Origin of the sequence: Maribacter litoralis (assembly GCF_003075045.1) — a bacterium.
GTDB lineage: Bacteria > Bacteroidota > Bacteroidia > Flavobacteriales > Flavobacteriaceae > Maribacter > Maribacter litoralis.
Genome location: NZ_QCZD01000001.1, coordinates 210,370 through 229,414, shown reverse-complemented (window position 1 = coordinate 229,414; position 19,045 = coordinate 210,370). Strand labels below are relative to the sequence as shown.

At 36.8% G+C, this 19,045-nt stretch carries 15 protein-coding genes; 11 read left to right on the top strand and 4 right to left on the bottom strand.

All coding sequences use genetic code 11. The annotated features are described in order from the left end of the window. Positions 1-81 precede the first annotated feature (81 nt). From thiM to DCS95_RS01030, 9 genes are all read left to right on the top strand, one after another. Positions 82-873: a hydroxyethylthiazole kinase gene (thiM, locus tag DCS95_RS01070; RefSeq protein ID WP_116769006.1), complete on the top strand. Its 792-nt coding sequence runs from the start codon at positions 82-84 to the stop codon at positions 871-873. Continuing rightward, on the top strand, positions 866-1,507 hold the full coding sequence (gene thiE / locus DCS95_RS01065) for a thiamine phosphate synthase (protein ID WP_116769005.1): 642 nt from the start codon (positions 866-868) through the stop codon (positions 1,505-1,507). Before thiM ends, thiE begins: the two co-directional genes overlap by 8 nt. Continuing rightward, positions 1,486-2,139: a thiaminase II gene (gene tenA / locus DCS95_RS01060; RefSeq protein WP_116769004.1), complete on the top strand. Its 654-nt coding sequence runs from the start codon at positions 1,486-1,488 to the stop codon at positions 2,137-2,139. Before thiE ends, tenA begins: the two co-directional genes overlap by 22 nt. Continuing rightward, complete coding sequence (thiD, locus tag DCS95_RS01055; protein WP_116769003.1) at positions 2,127-2,939, top strand: bifunctional hydroxymethylpyrimidine kinase/phosphomethylpyrimidine kinase; 813 nt, start codon at positions 2,127-2,129, stop codon at positions 2,937-2,939. The genes tenA and thiD overlap by 13 nt, the downstream gene beginning before the upstream one ends. A 55-nt stretch (positions 2,940-2,994) precedes the next feature. Then, positions 2,995-3,567 (top strand): Crp/Fnr family transcriptional regulator, encoded by a 573-nt coding sequence (locus DCS95_RS01050; RefSeq protein ID WP_116769002.1) that lies wholly within the window; start codon positions 2,995-2,997, stop codon positions 3,565-3,567. A gap of 185 nt (positions 3,568-3,752) precedes the next feature. Beyond that, the gene (locus DCS95_RS01045; RefSeq protein ID WP_116496956.1) at positions 3,753-4,499 is read left to right on the top strand and encodes a helix-turn-helix domain-containing protein; all 747 of its coding nucleotides are present in this window, start codon (positions 3,753-3,755) and stop codon (positions 4,497-4,499) included. 66 nt (positions 4,500-4,565) lie between these two features. Next, positions 4,566-5,105 (top strand): dihydrofolate reductase family protein, encoded by a 540-nt coding sequence (locus DCS95_RS01040; RefSeq protein WP_116769001.1) that lies wholly within the window; start codon positions 4,566-4,568, stop codon positions 5,103-5,105. Positions 5,106-5,462: 357 nt separating this feature from the next. Then, positions 5,463-7,646: a T9SS type B sorting domain-containing protein gene (locus DCS95_RS01035; RefSeq protein ID WP_164674096.1), complete on the top strand. Its 2,184-nt coding sequence runs from the start codon at positions 5,463-5,465 to the stop codon at positions 7,644-7,646. A 388-nt stretch (positions 7,647-8,034) separates the two neighbouring features. Then, positions 8,035-9,015, top strand: a complete 981-nt coding sequence (locus tag DCS95_RS01030; RefSeq protein ID WP_116770104.1) for a PLP-dependent cysteine synthase family protein — start codon at positions 8,035-8,037, stop codon at positions 9,013-9,015. Positions 9,016-9,033: 18 nt separating this feature from the next. On the opposite strand, the gene DCS95_RS01025 is transcribed toward DCS95_RS01030, so the two are convergent. Continuing rightward, positions 9,034-10,878 (bottom strand): PLP-dependent aminotransferase family protein, encoded by a 1,845-nt coding sequence (locus tag DCS95_RS01025; protein WP_116768999.1) that lies wholly within the window; start codon positions 10,876-10,878, stop codon positions 9,034-9,036. A gap of 471 nt (positions 10,879-11,349) precedes the next feature. On the opposite strand from DCS95_RS01025, the gene DCS95_RS01020 reads away from it, so the two are divergent. Next, positions 11,350-12,615: a DNA cytosine methyltransferase gene (locus DCS95_RS01020; protein WP_116768998.1), complete on the top strand. Its 1,266-nt coding sequence runs from the start codon at positions 11,350-11,352 to the stop codon at positions 12,613-12,615. Then, positions 12,608-13,234: a hypothetical protein gene (locus DCS95_RS01015; protein WP_116768997.1), complete on the top strand. Its 627-nt coding sequence runs from the start codon at positions 12,608-12,610 to the stop codon at positions 13,232-13,234. The genes DCS95_RS01020 and DCS95_RS01015 overlap by 8 nt, the downstream gene beginning before the upstream one ends. Before the next feature lie 212 nt (positions 13,235-13,446). On the opposite strand, the gene DCS95_RS01010 is transcribed toward DCS95_RS01015, so the two are convergent. The 3 genes from DCS95_RS01010 to DCS95_RS01000 form a co-directional block, all read right to left on the bottom strand. Then, positions 13,447-14,694: a glycosyltransferase gene (locus DCS95_RS01010; RefSeq protein WP_244178350.1), complete on the bottom strand. Its 1,248-nt coding sequence runs from the start codon at positions 14,692-14,694 to the stop codon at positions 13,447-13,449. Between the two features lie 422 nt (positions 14,695-15,116). Continuing rightward, positions 15,117-17,324 (bottom strand): hypothetical protein, encoded by a 2,208-nt coding sequence (locus DCS95_RS01005; RefSeq protein WP_116768996.1) that lies wholly within the window; start codon positions 17,322-17,324, stop codon positions 15,117-15,119. 165 nt (positions 17,325-17,489) lie between these two features. Next, positions 17,490-19,001 (bottom strand): DEAD/DEAH box helicase, encoded by a 1,512-nt coding sequence (locus DCS95_RS01000; RefSeq protein ID WP_116768995.1) that lies wholly within the window; start codon positions 18,999-19,001, stop codon positions 17,490-17,492. Positions 19,002-19,045: the final 44 nt, after the last annotated feature.

Here is a 19,045-nt window from a genome sequence, read left to right as displayed (position 1 = left end):
AAGGTAATACAGTATTATTTTCTATTTTTTTGAAAATGACGATCTTAGTTGCTCACCAAAATAACCGATTACAATTATTCAATGAGCAGTATTTCATCCGTTTTAAAAGATATTAGAAGTAAGAGTCCGTTAGTTCATAACATTACCAATTATGTAGTCATGAACAATACCGCCAATGCATTATTGGCTGTTGGTGCATCTCCTGTAATGGCTCATGCTATAGAAGAGGTCAAAGATATTGTTACTATTTCCTCTTCCTTGGTTATCAATATGGGTACGTTGAGCGAAAAATGGGTAGAAAGTATGCTTATGGCTGCTGAACAAGCTAAAGCAACCAATACTCCGTTTGTATTTGATCCCGTCGGTGTTGGTGCGTCTGCATATAGAACAGAAGTTGCCCAAAAAATTATAGAGACAGCTACACCTAATGTAATTCGTGGTAATGCATCCGAGATTATGGCATTGGCAAAACTGACCAATTCCACAAAAGGAGTAGATAGCACTATGGATACGCAAGATGCTATTGAAGGCGCTACCCTACTTGCTAAAAAACTTAACAACACAGTGGTTATCAGTGGTGCTATAGATTATATCATTACTGCCGATACGGTTAGCAAAATTAAAAACGGGAGTCCGCTTATGGCTAAAATTACCGGTATGGGCTGTACGGCAACTGCAATGGTAGGTGGGTGCTTAGGTGTAGAAGAAAATGCACATTTGGCGGCAACTGCGGCAATGGCAATTATGGGCGTTGCCGGAGATATGGCGAATGAAAAGAGTGCAGGTCCAGGTAGCTTTCAAATGCATTTCTATGACAGCTTGTATGATATTACTCCTAATATTTTAGACGCAAAAGTCAAGACCAATGCCTAAAGTAGACTACGCTTTAATGTATGTAACCGATGATAGCATTAGGGACGATAATTCCTTCTTTGCCATTCTAGAAGCTACTTTAAAGGGCGGGGCAACCATCATTCAATTACGGGAAAAAAGTTGTGATACCGCTACCTTTTACAAAAAAGCTGTTCGGTGCAAAGAATTATGCAACACCTATAAAATTCCATTGATCATCAATGATCGCTTGGATATTGCTTTAGCTATAGATGCAGACGGAGTACATATCGGTCAGACCGATATGCCTTATGATGTTGCACGTAGATTATTGGGTAATGGTAAGATTATTGGACTATCGGTAAGTAATACGGAACAAGCAGCAAAAAAAGATGCTCAGGCAGCAGATTATATTGGCATCTCCCCTATTTTTTCAACAAATACGAAGACAAATGATTTAGCACAGCCATTGGGTATAGCGGGACTTAAAGCCATTAGAGAGTTGTATGCAAAACCCATTGTTTGCATTGGCGGAATAAATAAGAACAATACACAAGAAATTATAGAAAATGGTGCCGACGGTATTGCGGTTGTTTCGGCTATATCAAAGGCAGAACAGCCAGAAGCGGCAACAAAAGAACTTAAAGAAATAGTATGCAAGACTGGTATAAAATAGCACGACAAGAAACAGATAATATTCTAGAAGCCATAAAACAGCAACCCTTTATCAAAGAATTGATGAACGGTACTTTGCCTTCAGATATTTTTCATTTTTACATTAATCAAGATGCCATGTATTTGGCGGAGTATAAAAAGGTACTTGCCACTTTGGGCGTAAAATGCCCACATGAAGACGACACACAGTTTTTTCTAGATTCGGCAACAGGTATTATACATGTAGAGAATGCGCTTCACCAAATTTTCTTGAAAGATAATGAGTTGGCACATGAGCCCTCACCTACTTGTGAACTGTACACAAGTTATTTAACACGAATGGTAGCAAATCATTCATTGGAGGAAGCATTGGCGGCAGTATTGCCCTGTTTTACGATTTACAAAGAAATTGGAGATTACATACTAGAGCACCAGACCAATAAAGCGGACAATCAGTACCAAGATTGGATCGACACCTATGGCGGAGAAGAGTTCGCCACCTCGGTAAACAATGCTGTGGTAATTACGAATAAATACGCAGCAAACGCTTCGGAAGAAGTATTGCAAAAAATGAAAGCTGCCTTTGTAAAAGCATCAAAATTAGAATGGATGTTTTGGGATAGCGCCTATACCAAAGAAGCATGGAAAATATAAAAACATCATACAAAAGTGTATTGAGCATTGCCGGAAGCGATTCTGGCGGATGTGCCGGTATACAGGCAGATATTAAAAGTATTAGTGCCTGCGGAGCTTATGCCGCTACGGTAATAACGGCCACCACGGCTCAGAATACGCTAGGTGTAACAGATATACACGCTATACCCATTGCTCATTTGGAAAAACAACTGGATGCTGTTTTAAGTGATATTGATTTTGGAGCGATAAAAATAGGTATGCTTCATTCATGCGAGGTAATTAAGGTAGTACAGGAAAAATTAAGTGAATACAAGGCAAAGAATATTGTCCTAGACCCTGTGATGGTCAGTACATCCGGTCACAAGTTAATTGCTGACGATGCCATTGCCTGTTTAAAGGACTTTTTACCAAACGTCAATTTAATTACTCCTAATATTCCTGAAGCAGAATTATTAATTGACGAGAAAATAGTTAGTGATAACATGGAAGCGATGGCAAAGAAAATTGGCGAACAATTTCAGGTGTCGGTATTGTTAAAGGGTGGGCATATAGATGATACTTCTTTTATAATGACCGATGTTTTTTATATTTATGAGACTAAAAAAGTTAAGGTAATTACCAACCCAAGGGTCAATACGAATAACATTCACGGTACAGGTTGTAGCCTGTCGTCAAGTATTGCGGCGTATTTGAGTTTGGGACTATCCATGGAAGAAGCTATTACCAAAGGATGTAACTATGTAAACCAGGCCATTGCTGCCGGTAAAGATAAAATATTAGGTGAAGGTAACGGTCCGATCAATCATTTTGGGATATAAGCGGTATCTTAATTGTTGAAGACAAATTGGAATTGCTTGAAGAAACATGCTATAAATGATTTACGATTTACTACTAGCGCATATTAATAACATTGTACGGTTAACCAAAACTGAACAAGAGCAATTCTGTAGTTACTTTCAACCCAAGTCCATAGCTAAAAAAGCGTATTTATTGCAACAAGGTGAAACTTGCAAGTTTGAAGGTTTTGTTTTAGATGGTTGTTTTAGAACTTTTACTTTGGATAAAAAAGGAAATGAGAATACCCTGTTTTTTGCTACAAAAGATTGGTGGTTAATGGATATTGATAGTTTCATGAACAACAAACCATCTGAACTTAATATTCAAGCACTTGAGGACAGTGAATTGTTGATCATTTCTCAAACTGATAAAGAAAAATTATACGAAGCAATTCCATCAGCGGAGAAACTATTTCGCATTATGTTCCAAAAATCTGTAGTTGCTTGGCAAAGACGATTGGTACGTAACCAAAGTTTGACAGCTAAAGAAAGATATCTTCACTTTACCTCAAAATACCCAGAGATCGCTTCAAAACTCACAGACAGGCAAACCTCTAGCTACTTGGGTATTACACATGAATTTTTGAGTAAGATTAAAAAGGAGTCCTAATTCCCACAATCTATTTAAACTGCGGTGTTCTTATCTGTTTCGTTAATAACTTGACTATAACTCACTTTAAAGCTATTTGCTTTTAATTTTTGAAAAAACGAACTTCGTTATCACCCGCTAAAAAGAATTAAAACTCTTCTTAGCTCTACGTTGGCATTCATATTAAAGCAACATCCGAAAATTGATTGAAAAACACTAAAACATATCGTCCAAATTATCCGCTTAATCAATTCATAGATGTAATTTGGGCAGGCGAATCAGATAATTATGAAATTCAGGCAATTCATCACGCACCTTTGTTCACGGAATTGATTTTCAATTATGGCGACTCGTTTTCTATAAATGGGCAGAATGTTGAGGAATTCAATTTTCAGAACAATCAACAAATATTATCGGGACTAAAAACAAAACCATTCCATACGGAAATTTCGGGCAAATATCTGAACGTTGGACTCATCTTAAAACCGTTTTGTTATGGATTAATAGCAAGGCAAATTAACAGCTCAAGAATTGGAGATTTATCTGAAATCTTGTTTAAACAGTTTCTTATAAAAGCAAAACCAGATTTAAAGAAAATTGAGAAAGAACTGTTTAAATTATTTCAAAATTCACGCTTGGAAAATGATTTGATAAAATTTGAGACTTATCTAAATAAAAATATATCTGAACCAAAGAGAATCAAGGATTTTAATAATTTAATTTCTATTTCTCAAAAGAGTTTCATTCAAAAATTCAAGAATACTTTTCACATAACACCAAACGAATATTTAAGGTTAAAACAAGTCAATCACGCAATAATTAAAATTAATGCCAATAAATATAAAAATCTCACAAGTTTAGGTCTTGACTGTGGCTTTTATGACCAATCGCATTTTATAAGAACATTTAAAAAATATAGTGGATTAACACCAAAACAATTTGTGAAAGGGTAAATTCTGTACAATTTCGAGGAGTTGAAATTATTTAATTTTGCACTCAAGTTTAAACAAAGTACAGATATGGATAGAAAAAATAAAGTGTTTATAGCAACAAGTTTGGATGGCTATATCGCAGACAAAAATGGTGGGATTGATTGGTTACATTCTATTCCAAATCCTGACAATAATGATATGGGATATTTGAAATTCTCTAACGGAATTGATGCACTCGTTATGGGACGAACGACTTTTGAAACCGTAATCAGTTTTGATGTTCCTTGGCCTTACACCAAACCTGTTTTTGTATTGAGCAATAAACTGAAAGAAATCCCTAAATCGCATAAAGACAAGGCGTTTTTAGTCAAAGGAACTCTAATAGAAATTTTAGAACAAATTCACGGAAGAGGATATGATAGATTATATATTGATGGAGGAACAACAATTAGGAATTTCTTAAAGGAAGATTTGATTGATGAAATGGTTCTTACGACTATTCCGATTTTATTAGGTGGTGGTTCTTCCTTGTTTACTGAATTGCCAAACGAGCAGAAATACGAACTGATTGAAACAAAAACCTATCTAAACCAAATAATACAGAATCATTATAAGCGGAAAAGATAAAATACGAAATGCCAACAACGTTTATAAGCAATAGCGGTTTGAGTGCAAACTCGAACCGTTTTGTCGTTTAAATAAAGTATATTGCTATCTGAAAAGTAGTGCTTTAAAAACCGCTACTACTCATACACAAGACCGATAACGAAACAATTCCTTCAAACCAACTATTTTTTAGTTTTAGATTGAAAAGGTAAACGCAATCAAAAATCTATGCAAGTCTAAGAGAAGTCGAGGACCTAAGTACATTGGTAAATCTCACTGTAGTAACTCCAATTACAGTATTCACTTATTTAAAAGATGCATTCGCTGAATTTATTTGATAAACAACAAGTACTTAAATAGATTTAAGTAAAAAACACATTGGTCACCAAACACCATCTATTACTGTTCTGTTGTCTTATTATTACCACCCAAGCCTACACCCAATTATGTGAAGGGAGTTTGGGTGATCCCGTTGCCGAGATCAATTTTGGATCCGGCACTAGCTTGGGTGCAGCTCTAGGTACCGCAATTACGGCTTTTACCTATAGCAGTTCTGGAGAATTGGACGAAGGCGAATACACCATTGCAAATAGTACCAGTGGTTTAAAAGGCAATGCATGGCACGTAACAAGTGATCATACGGGCGACACCAATGGGTATATGATGGTCATTAATAGCGCGGTACTTTCAGAAGAGGGTGTTTTCTACAGAAAATCCGTCACCGGGCTTTGTGGTAATACTACCTATGAATTTTCGGCATGGCTCATGAATGTAATGAACCCAAGTGCGGGTACCGATGAATACCACCCAGATGTTACCTTTAGGGTCAGTGATACCTCGGGTAATATTCTAGGATCTTATAATACAGGAGACATACAACAAACAGCAACGGGTAGCTGGGTGCAGTATGGCTTCTTTTTTACCTTGGACAGCGACACCGAAGTGGTCATTACCATTCTCAATACCGCACCTAGTGCGCACCCGGGAAATGATATTGTTTTAGATGATATTACATTTAAACCCTGCGGACCAACAATTACGAATTCCATTGATAATGAGTCAGGCACCAATCTAGTGGTCTGCCAAGATGAAATAGTAGATTACACCTTTCAAACGGAAATATCTGCAGGATACTCAGACCCACGGTTTCAATGGCAATTTTCCGATGATTATGGTGATAGCTGGAATGATATTGCAGGAGAAACCACCACCGATTTTCATTTTACGGATACCAGCACAGCAGGCGATTATTTATATCGGGTAAGTGTAGCAAACGGAGATAATATAAACAGCACTACTTGTAGAATAGCATCAGATGAATATTATGTAGAAGTTTTAGAAAAACCAGAAGCATTGGTAGGTGAAAGCGAGCAATTTTTTTGCACCACGCAATACCCAACACTTCAAAATATAGAAGTCAGTAGCTCAGCCATTTGGTACGATACTTTAACTGATGGGAATATTATACCTGAAACCACCAGTTTGGTTGATGGCAATACCTATTATGGCGCACAAGAGACCGTTAATGGTTGCGAAAGTGAAGAGCGAATTGCCATAACCGTACATATTGTAACACCATCTTTAGCATTGAACGATATCACCATTGATGTTTGCGACACCGATAATGACGATGAAGAATTGGTAGATGTTACGGCATACGAATCACAATTATCAAATTGTACGGACTGCCAATATAACTACTACAGTACGCGTGCAGGAGCAGAAAATGCCCTTGTGGAAGATGAAATAGCACAAGCTACGTCGTATATGTGGAATGTTGAGAATCCCACAGTGTATGTCCGTATTGTTTCGAGTGATAAATGTTCTCAAGTTGCGGAAATCAGCCTGAGTCTAACCAAAACGCCCATAATCGCATTAGGTGATTATATAGGATTATGCGAAGCCGATGAGCGTGTCACCATCGATGCCGGCTTGGGTTTTGATAATTATGAATGGTCCACCGGGGAAACTACGCAGACCATTACAGTAACTACGGATAACATTGGAGCCTATTGGGTTAGCGTAACGGAAGACCACGGCACGTACTCTTGCAGTACCACCAAAAATTTTGAAGTGGTATTATCTAATGTTGCAACCATTTCCAATTTTGATATTCAAGACTGGACAGCAAATAACAACAGTATTGAAGTAATTTTATCTGATGCCAGTCTGGGCGATTACGAGTATTCCCTAGATAATTATAACTACCAAGACAGTGCCTTGTTTACCGACTTGCTACCGGGAGAATATACGGTGTACGTAAGAGATAAAAATGGTTGTGGTATTACCCAAGACCTTGCATATATTTTGTATTTTCCGAAATTCTTTACCCCAAATAATGATGGTATCAATGATGAATGGGTTATAGACTATGCAGATACCGAACCTGCTTTAAACGTTAAAATATTTGATAGGTATGGCAAGTTCCTAAAACAGCTGAACGGCACTTCTTCTTGGGACGGCACCTATAACGGACACACCATGCCTGCATCTGACTATTGGTTTGTAGTTACTCGTGATGATGGTACTAGTTTAAATGGGCATTTTACATTAAAACGGTAGGGGTTTATTAGTGCTTAATTTTCAGTTGGCACTATTAGTATTCGGTATTCAGTATTCGGTATTCAGTATTCGGTATTCAGTATTCAGTTTTTCATATTCTGTGCCGGCATCATAGTTATATTTCAATTAAACGGACAGCTCGTTACGGTCACTTTGACAAATAAAAACGTCTTTGCGAGGAGCTTTTCGCGACGTGGCAAACTGTTGAAGATATGCAACTAAATATCATTAATTAAAGTCACTTAGACTAGATTCGCGTGTTCCAAATAAAAAGATAGCTTCACTCCGTTCGCTATGACGAAAAGCTGAAATCAAATATTGATGTATCTGCAACAGTTTTGCTTTGGTCAATCTAGTTTTATACATTTGAATGACTTTAAAAACAGCTATGGAATACGCAGAAAATATACTTGAAACAATTGGTAATACTCCCCTTGTGAAAATCAATACGCTTACGGCGGAATTACCATGTTTGGTATTAGCTAAGTACGAGACATTTAACCCTGGTAATTCGGTCAAAGATCGTATGGCGTTAAAGATGATCGAAGATGCCGAAGCTGATGGTAGACTAAAGCCTGGTGGAACCATTATAGAAGGAACCTCTGGAAATACGGGCATGGGACTGGCATTGGCTGCCATTGTAAAAGGTTACAAATGTATTTTTGTACTGGCGGATAAACAGTCTAAAGAAAAGTGCGATATTTTAAGGGCGGTAGGTGCACAAGTTGTGGTTTGCCCAACCGCAGTAGAACCAGATGACCCTAGATCTTATTATTCGGTTTCCAAAAGATTGGCAGAAGAAACTCCAAATAGTTGGTACGTAAATCAGTATGATAACCCTAGTAACGCAAAAGCGCATTACGAAAGTACCGGACCAGAAATTTGGAAGCAGACCGAAGGTAAGATTACCCATTTTGTAGTGGGTGTGGGTACCGGAGGAACCATATCTGGAGTAGGAAAGTATTTAAAAGAACAGAATCCTAATGTGAAAGTTTGGGGTGTAGATACCTATGGTAGTGTTTTCAAGATATACCATGAAACCGGAATTTTTGACGAAAAGGAAATCTACCCTTACGTAACCGAAGGCATTGGTGAAGATATTCTGCCAAAAAATGTGGACTTCAGCATTATAGACGGGTTCACCAAAGTAACCGATAAAGATGGTGCGGTATACACGCAAAGGTTGGCAAAAGAAGAAGGCATGTTTTTAGGAAATTCCGCCGGATCTGCCGTTAAAGGTGTGTTGCAATTAAAAGAACACTTTACCAAAGATGATGTTGTTGTGGTTTTGTTTCACGACCACGGTAGCAGGTACGTAGGTAAAATGTTCAACGATGAATGGATGCGCGAACAAGGCTATATAGAATAGCCCCTGCCCTACCCAATTTTACATACTTTCAACAAACTTTAAAAAGACCTCTTTATGGCGTTCTAAATCCATATTTGGAGAAAGTGACACACGTGCTATATAATCTTTATCATCCTCTTTGGTAGTACCTTGTGTAGATGTTGCCGGTATTGTCCAGTAGCACCCTTTCAACTGTCCGTAACTAACACAGTACTTACTTTCATTAGGTATTTCAGTTATCATTAAATGAATCAACCTATCGTTCATTTTTCTTTTATACGCCTCCCTTTCTTCTGGGGTATTTCCTTTGGTAGGCAGATCCAATGAAAAGACAGATGGTGTAAACCCTTCGGCTGCCAACTCATCGGAAACAAAATTGATTTTAGCCGCTGGCAACGTCTTTGCAATGAACTGAACAAACTCACGCGTATTGGTATACGCATCTTTAATTCGTTGGTTCATAGATGGCATTTGCTCCGCAAGAATTTCCAGCTGTAGGTCTGTTGCTACATTATCACAAAGATCAAGGTGCAATGCTATTTTATTCATTAAGTCCTCTCCCTTTTTATTCGCGATGCAGTAACCAGCTGTACATTTACCACCACTAGGAAATTTAGATCCGCTCGCAAATGAAATGGTTCTAACGGAGGAAAGAATATCGTCATCCCCTAAAAAATGGACATTAGGGCAAAAAGTTTGATCCAAAATAAATACGGGATCTATAGCCTCTCCTCCACTTGCGGTTTTTCGTTTTGCACTTAAAACCGCCCTTAGTTTTTGAAGGTCGGGAACTTCAACTCTCGGGTTTGTGGGTATTTCTGCAATAATATAAGGTATGGCATCTTCTTTAGCGATTTGCTCTAAAACGGTATCGATACTTTGCACCATATCATTATCTCCGTCTACCAGTAAATCCACAATTTCTATGGCATCACTACAAGCGGCAACTCGCCTAGCCTGGTCATTGGTACCACCATAGCAATTTGGCGGAACAACGATTTTAATCGCCTTATCCTTATAGTTTTCTAAAGCATAATCTACCAATCCCATCATAATGGCATATTGAATGGATAGTCCGCTAGACGCCACCAATGGGTTGGTTGTAGTACCGCTAACCTCTCTAATTAATTGGTGCACCTTCTCCTTATGTTCTGCGAAATGCTGATTTTTATTTTCTACGGATGTACCTTTCACTAAAGACTGTAAGGCACTAAGGCAGTTTGCGGGAGTCATGGCAACGGTTTCCCTACGTCTAAAATGTTGAATATCTGAGATGAACTTTTTGTTTTCATCTCCATTAAGCATTAATACGCTACCCAAGTGGTCGTACATATGCACATAAAAATCTATGTTCGACGCTAAGTTCGATTTGGAAATCTCATCTTGTTGAGCAATGAAAATGGTGCTGCCATCAAAGGAATCAACATTTTCGGCATCATCTACTTTTTTCAATTCAAATGAAAAGCCGTAAACCGTTTTAAGCACGTTCATATCAAAAGAATCGGGAAGCTCGTTCACGTAAGTAATGAGTGTATTTCTATGCTCTAAATGATTTTTTCTTAGGATAGCTAAAACAGGAGCAGTTTTTGACTGAAAACTGATGACCTGCTCAGCCGGCAACCCGTTTAAATTACCAATTGCCCATTCTAAAACACAAGACAACGGGTGACCCAATCGAATATAGTCATAAGCAGTTGGTAAATTACTCAAAGCAGCTACATCAGAATTCCCTTCCTTCGCTAAATCATTAAATTGATCTAAAAATTGAACTTTCGCTAATTCTTCATTATAAATATCCAACCGATGGGTAGTTAGGTTCAACCAATCTTGTGGCATATGTTCAATAACCTTTGTAATGTAATTTAGCATTTTATCCACTTCCATTCTTAGCTTTTTTTGATAGCTCAAAATTACGCAATAATTGGTGTTATTTTAAGTATTCAACTAGCAGTTTCAGTTTACAGTTATAAGTTTTTAGTAGGCAGTATCAGTATTCAGTAACAGTTGGCAGTTTTAACACAAACTTTAGTTAATAACTCTGCATAACTCATTTTGTAAGTACTTGCGTACAACTGATGAAATATAGAACTTAGCTTACACTCCCCGAAAACTTAATAATTAAAACCACTAAAAAGAATTGAAACTCCCTTTAGATCTAAGTTATCTGCAAACCGTAAAAACCACCGCTCGCACGAGTACTTTTGATTTTGTCCAAAGTTCAAATCCAATGCTAAAAAATTCAATAGAGCAATCACTTCACCTACTATCAACTGAATAAAATTGTGAATAAAAAAAATTATAATCAAGTAATTGGAACACTAAACTTTATTACTTTGTATGGTTAAATAAAAGATAATGATTAAAGAAAGAATTGACATAGAAAATATTGACGGACAACTGTTTGAAATAAAATTAGTTGACCCAGATAATTCTAAACCAGCATCTTTTACGCATTATTTACATAACTATAAGAATGGAGTTTCACGATTTTACAAAAAGGATGCTCTTTCTTATGTAAAAGAAATTCTTGAAAAAGAATATCCCACACAAAAAGTTACAATTCAAGTAGCGGAAGAAGCTCTTCAGTATTTGATATTTGACCTTAATAGATCTGTTCCTTTTCCAGCACCAGAAAAACCTAAATTCAAATTTATTGATCTCTTTGCAGGAATTGGTGGATTTCGTTTAGCTCTTCAAAATCTTGAAGGAAAATGTGTTTTCACAAGTGAATGGGACAAATACTCAAAACAAACTTATAAAGCTAATTTTGGAGAAATCCCTTTTGGAGATATTACAAAACCCAAAACAAAAAATTATATTCCCGACAATTTTGATGTACTTTGTGCAGGCTTCCCTTGTCAAGCTTTTTCGATTGCAGGGAGACGTGGTGGATTTGAAGATACAAGAGGAACGCTATTTTTTGACGTAGCGGAAATCATTAAGAAAAAACAACCAAAAGCAATTTTTCTCGAAAATGTAAAAGGTCTAAGAAATCACGACAAAGGAAAAACATTATCAACTATTTTAAATGTACTTCGAGAAGATTTAGGGTATTACGTTCCAGAACCTCAAATTATTAATGCCAAAGAGTTTGGTGTTCCTCAAAATCGAGAGCGAATTTTTATCGTTGGATTCCATAAGGACACTGGTATTAAGGATTTTGAATATCCAAGACCAACCAATAAAGAAACTATTTTAGAAGATGTTTTAGAACAAGATGAAGTTTCAGTTAAGTATTATCTTTCAACAACTTACATAGATACATTAAGAAAACATAAAGCAAGGCACGAAAGTAAAGGAAACGGTTTTGGTTATGAAATAATTCCAATTGATGGAACTGCAAATGCGGTTGTTTGTGGAGGAATGGGTAGAGAACGAAATTTAGTTTTTGATGATAGGTTAACAAATTTCAAACCTATAACTAATATTTCTGGAGAAGTAAACCAAGAAGGAATTAGAAAAATGACACCTCGAGAGTGGGCAAGATTACAAGGCTTTCCTGACAATTTTAAAATAGTAGTTTCAGATGCACAAGCTTACAAACAATTCGGAAATTCAGTTGCAGTTCCTGCAATTCAAGCTACTGCCAAAAAAATAATTGAAAAACTAAACGATGCTTAAAGAATTAGGAATTGTCATAGGTAATGACACAAAAGCAGGAAGCATATTTGAAGAACTTTTTCATAATTTTATGGAAATAAAATATGAAAAACCTTCTGAATATATAAAATTATTTTGGGATAAATATGAAGCTTATACAGAACGTAATTCAAATTTAAATGGTAAAATGTTTGAATACATTTTAGCTTCTCTTTGTATTAGAGAAAATATTCTACCTATTTATATGAGTGCAAAAGTTGCTTTTGTTCCAAATGTTGTTTATGATTTAATGTTTTATTCCGCTGAACGTGGTCCTATATGTTGGAGTGTTAAAACAAGTTTAAGAGAAAGATACAAACAAGCAGATTTAGAATCCATAGCTTTAAAATATGTTCATAGAAAAGCTTTAAGTTATTTAATCACTTTAAACGAAACAGAGGCAAAAAGTGTAAAAAGAAAAATCAAGACAGGAGATGTAATTGGGCTTGACGATGTTGTCGTTGCAACAAATTCTGAGTTCGATAATTTAGTAGCTGACTTAAAAGAATTTAAGTTTGAAGAACCACCAACTGTAAAAGTAATCGAATCAAATCAAGTTGTAACCATTGAAAAAGTAAGCTCTTTATTCCCGCCAACTTAAGCCATTCACATTTGCAATTTTCTACAGCTTGCACGCAAGCCAAAAAAATACAAAAGAGTACGTCTTTGCCAACTCTGAAAGACAATCTTAACAAAATAAGCCAGCAGGTAACAACGTATTTAAAATAGCGGATTAAGATTTTAAACAAAAGAATAGTAATAAATTAGGGCGCAAAAATTCGCCATTTTTTAAATATAATATCATTACCCCAACTACCCCCTATTCTTCTCCTCAATCCATTTGCTCATAAACTTGATAGCGGTCATGGTTTGGTGTTGTAGCAGAGCTCCTGTAAAATTTTGCTTTCTATGTGTAGCTAAATCTTTTTGAAGCTGTTCTACTTGCATTACTAACATATTTTCTAAGCTTGCATTAGCATATAACGTATTGATTAAAGTCCTAGCTTGATCTTGAGCATTTTGCCAGGTAAGTTCAGTGGTATATAACCTAACGGCAGCTTCCACAAAAGCGGTATGGTCATTTTCGATGTAGCCATTCCAGTCCAGAATGCCGTGCATGCCCTCTGCTCCAATAGTAGTAGTAACACTTGGCGTTCCATTTTGCATAGCTGAAAGTAGTTTCCCTTTTATTCCCGCACCAAAACGTAGCGGAGCAAGGCATACTTTTGCCGATTGCATGACTTCATTAACATCTTCTTCCCTACCGTGTACATGAAATCCGGTTGCAGGGTTATGCATTTCTACAATTTGCTGTGGTAAATAAGCACCATAAATATGCAATTTAGGTTCTGGTAATTTTTTACGAATTAATGGCCAGATAGTAGTTTTTAAGCATTTTACAGCATCAATATTGGGCGCATGTTTTCCGCCACCAATGAATACAAAATCTTCTCTTTCCTCAAATGTTTTCCAATTCGTTTCAGTAGTGATTTCATCAACCATGAAAGGAAGTAATAACAATAGGCTTTTATCTATGTTGAGTACATCTGTCAATAGTTCCTGCTCATAGCTAGAAATGATCAAAGAGAGATCGCAACGATAAATACTGGCAATTTCCCGTTTGGTCTTATCATCAGCTAACCAAGCATCCGTATTAAACGGAATATTTTTTTTAAAGCATTGCTCACGCACATGACGTAGGGAATGTAAATCTTCCGTATCTAACACACGAAGCGCATCAGGGCAGTTTTCGGCAACACGCCACCCAAACTGTTCTTCGGTCAAGAAACGATCGAACAACACCACATTAGGATTCAAATCCGTAACAAAAACATCAAAAGAACTATCATTCATTTTGATATCTGCCGTTTGGTAACCCAAAGCATTCAAATCTTCTGAATACTCAGATGTTGTAGCAGCGGAAGCCACAGTTATTCCGTACCCTTGTTTTTTAAATACTTGCAACAATTGCATCATACGAACCCCAGCAGCTGTAGAAGCAGGTTCTGGCCATACGAGTGCTATTACGAGAAGGGTTTTAGGATGTTTTTTTAAGTTCAAAGTCCGAAGTATTAAGTACAAAGTACGGGAAATGGTTGTTGGTTGGCAAGTTTTTAGTGCTCAGTGCTCAATTGGATTACGTCTTTGCGAGGAGTTTTTCGCGACGTGGCAATCTGTTGAATGAGTGTAACGGATTATCCAAAAAGTACCATTGTCACTTCGAGTGGCTTTTTAGTTGAAGCATCGCGGAAACTAAAAAGTTGTATCGAGAACTCGGGTACACGATAGGGTTCTCGATACAAATTTCTCGTACCTCGAAATTCACTCGAACTGACAAGCAAGGTACAAAGTACGAAGTATAAGGTTTGATTTTCAAAGTACTACGTAAGAATTGAGAAAATAGAGTATAGAGTATAGATTTTTATGTGTTATAAAATTTAGCAAAGCTAAATTTCACCTAACCAACAACCAACAACCAACAACTAATCCACAGAAATACCTATTTCATCAAGCACTACTACCCCGTACTCTGTTTGGTCAAAAATGAATGTGATTTTACTTACCTCTTCCAGAGTTAACTCAGGGTTAATAGAAGAGAATTTCTCTAATGGCAAGTGATATGTCTGCAATTGTACTTCCCAATCATCACCAATCATGTCTTTATCCAAAAATTCAAATTTTGTAAATCTCGTTTTTAACGGTTTTGAAATACCTTTCACCTCACTTACTTTGAAAGCACTTGTTTGTCCCGCTTTATCCGTAAGCTGAACGGTAAAATCCAGTTGCGGAGCTTCTCTTTTATTTTCATCCGAATCAGTCTCTTTTTCTTCTTCCGGCACATTGATATCTAACCATTCGTGATTGCCTGCACCAAGTGTAAACTGCAGGTTATAATTGGAAGCGAATGCGGTTGAATCATTATCCGATAGTACAATTTGGTATTCAGCCTTATCCGACGTTATCGAATTTTCATAATCCCATCCCAAAACAACAGCATTGTTTTCTTGGCTGCCTTCATCACGGGTCGGTAAATTTTGTTCTTTCCATAAAGCAACATGGGTAGCTTGTAATACCGTGCTGTCAATGGCAGTGGTAATATCCAAATCCTCTTCAAAATCGGCAATAGTATGAAAATTGGATGTTTCAAAAGACGTGAGGTAATGCTCTACGGGCAGCCATTGCTTTGCTACCGAAACGTTTTTAAAAATAGAACGGTATTCTTGATTACCTTTTAAAGTAGCCTCGGCAAAAGAGCCGATAAATACCTTGGCAGCTTCTTGTTGTTGCTCTTCTTTAAGTAGCGGATTTAAGTTCAACAACCATTTTGATGGCGCACCAAAATCTGAATTTCCCCAAGTGGAATTAAACTGACCGTGATTGGCATGATGAATATAGACACCCGCCTTGAACCTGTTTACAGAATCGGTATATTTTAGACGGCGATAAGGCCTCATTCCCCAAAAGCTAACTTCATCGGCATCATAAGAACCTTGTATGCTTAGAAAATTAATGTTGTTGAGTATAATTTTACGATTATACCTATAATCTGTGGGAGCAAGCGCCACTACCCCTTTAATGCCAAAATTGAAATTAAATTTTTCTTTTGCCAAATCCGGAAAATAAGGCAGCGGATTATAAGCTGCCGCAATGGACACCGCTTCGCCACCACGCGAATGTCCCATCAACATGATTTTCTCCATATCCACTTTTTGCGCTAATTCGTGACCATCATCATTGTTCCAGCTTCTCCATTGTTCCAAATGCTTTAATAGCAACCATGCTCGAGCAGGCATTTCTTTTCCTCTAAAATCACCCGACCAATGTCCGTTTAAAAAATTCTCATCGACCGATACCGCTATAATTCCCCTACTCGCCAGTAAACTGCCCAAATAGCCATAGCCATCATCAGAATAATCGATCATATTATGATTTCCATGAACAATTAGGGTCAATGGAAATGGTCCGTCACCTTCGGGCATATACACTCTACCGTTGAGGGGAAAGTTTTCTGAGCCAAATCCCCAATAACTTTCGCGCCATTTTTTCTTCTTGCCTTTCCACTCAGGAATCAACCAAGAACCATCTACAGTATTCGTTTTAAACTTAATACCGGTTGAAAATTCTTCCCGTTGTTCATCGCTACCACTACCATAGGTAAACGTATTGACCGAGTACGAACCCAGTATTGCAGGATTCTCCATATTGACCGTTTCAGGAGGAAAAGACTCATCTTGGGTAAAAGCCAACGGTACATCATTTATATATGGATCTTTACCTGTACCTGCCAATTTAAAGAATACATAACCTGCGCCAACCAATAAAACCAGCAATGACAAACCTGTAAAGAAGGTTCTTTTTCGTTGAAATCTATAAAGAGCCATGCATAATAAAACACTGAGGCTAATGACCCCGGTATAAAATAAAGTAGGCCAACCGAAACCGATATATTTTAGAATAATGAAAACAATGATTGCACTAAGAACGGCAGTTATTGATTTCAGCGGAATTTGCTTTAATCCTTTACCCAAAAAATTTAAAATACCGTATACAACTAGGTTAATTAAAAGACCAAAAATAATGGCAATAAGCATCATAATAATAGGATGCCACCCGGTTAGAAAGTGATAACCGGTAATGCCATAAAATAAAATGGTTAAGAGTAAGGTGAGGGAAAATAAGCGGTTTTTCATTCGTTGAGAGCGTTGTTGTTATTCAAGCTCTTGAAATTAACCAACTTATTTCAATATAGATAATCAGCGGACCATTTTTCCAAATCTTATAAAATACGGTATGATAGAATATAGAATTGCTAATTACATCAATTCAAAATCATAATACCCAATCATAAACAAAACCTACATCTTGGCAGCAAAAAGCTTGGAAATCTTAGAGCGTAATTTACGTTCATAATCTTCCTCTAACCACTCTTTGTAATTTTTGGTATTATTCATAATGCAATATGAATATTGACGAACCCGATATTGAATTTCTTCTTTAAGTTTTTTGGCGAGAATACGGGCATCAAAAACATCTTCTGAATTTTCAACACATATTTTGGCATGCTGCTCAATACTCTTTTCGAGTACAAGTTTAGATTTTTCACCGTTGGCAAAACTCTTTTTGTATTCCGCTTTAATATCAAAATCTATGTCGGTTGATTTAGAAAATTCAGCACGTAATTCCGGTGGCATTTCATAAACGAATTCGCGCTCAATCTCCTCGTCATTTTTAATGTTCTCCAAGTAAAAGTCTGGAAAATGAAATATTTCTTGCCAGTCTATTCCCGCATTCCAAAGTCCGAAACGGGCAATATTGTTACCCATATCAATAACGTTGAACTCCTGCTTATTAGGAAGATATCGAGAGCCACGACCAATCATTTGAAAATAAAGGGTAAGCGAACGTGTAGCACGGTTTAAAATAATGGTCTCTACACTAGGCTCATCAAACCCGGTAGTTAAAATACTTACCGAAGTTAATATGGCATCGGGAGTTTCTTTAAACCACTTAAGAATCTCTTTTCGTTCTGAAGCGTTGTTTTTATTATCTAGGTGACGAATGTTGTAACCGGCTTTTCTAAAAGTTTCACAAACATACCTTGACGTATTTATACCATTGTTGAAAATTAAGGTTTTGGTACCTTTCGCAATTTCATTGTAAGCGGTTACCAACTTGTTCAACATGCTGTGGTTACCATACAGTTCATCTGATGATTTTACGGTATAATCACCACTAATACCCAGTTTTAAGGTTTGTAGGCTAACATCATAATTATACATATTAGCCTTTGCCAAAAACTTTTTCTGAATAAGGGATTCAATAGACTCGCCCACAATCAACTTTTTATAGTTGTCTTTCATGGGGAGTTTTATATTGGAACTTAAAGGAGTTGCCGTAACCCCAAGAATTACCGAGTTCTCAAAATACTTAAAAAGCTTGCGAAAAGAATTGTAATGGGCCTCATCTATAATGACTAAGCCAATATTATTGATTTCTATCTTTTCTTCTTGCAACCTGTTATTCAGCGTTTCAACCATGGCTACAAAGCACATGAACTCATCTTGGTCTTGCCATTCTTTTACTTCGCTGTTGATTATTTTGTTCTTTACCCCAAAACCATTCAACATTCTAGACGTTTGTTGACTAAGTTCTATACGATGGGTAAGAACAATGACTTTTTTATTTGTCTTGGCTATGTAGCGTTTGGCTATTTCTGAAAATACCACTGTTTTACCTCCGCCTGTAGGCAATTGGTACAGCAGGTTAGAATTATCACCGTTTTCATCTAGATACTTAAAAATAGTATGTAGATCTTCCTCTTGATAATCGTACAGGGTCTTCTCAGTGGTCTCTTTATGTAACTTCAAAAGGTTTGTAGGCGTTTATTTAGATTAATAATGCAAAAACCTTA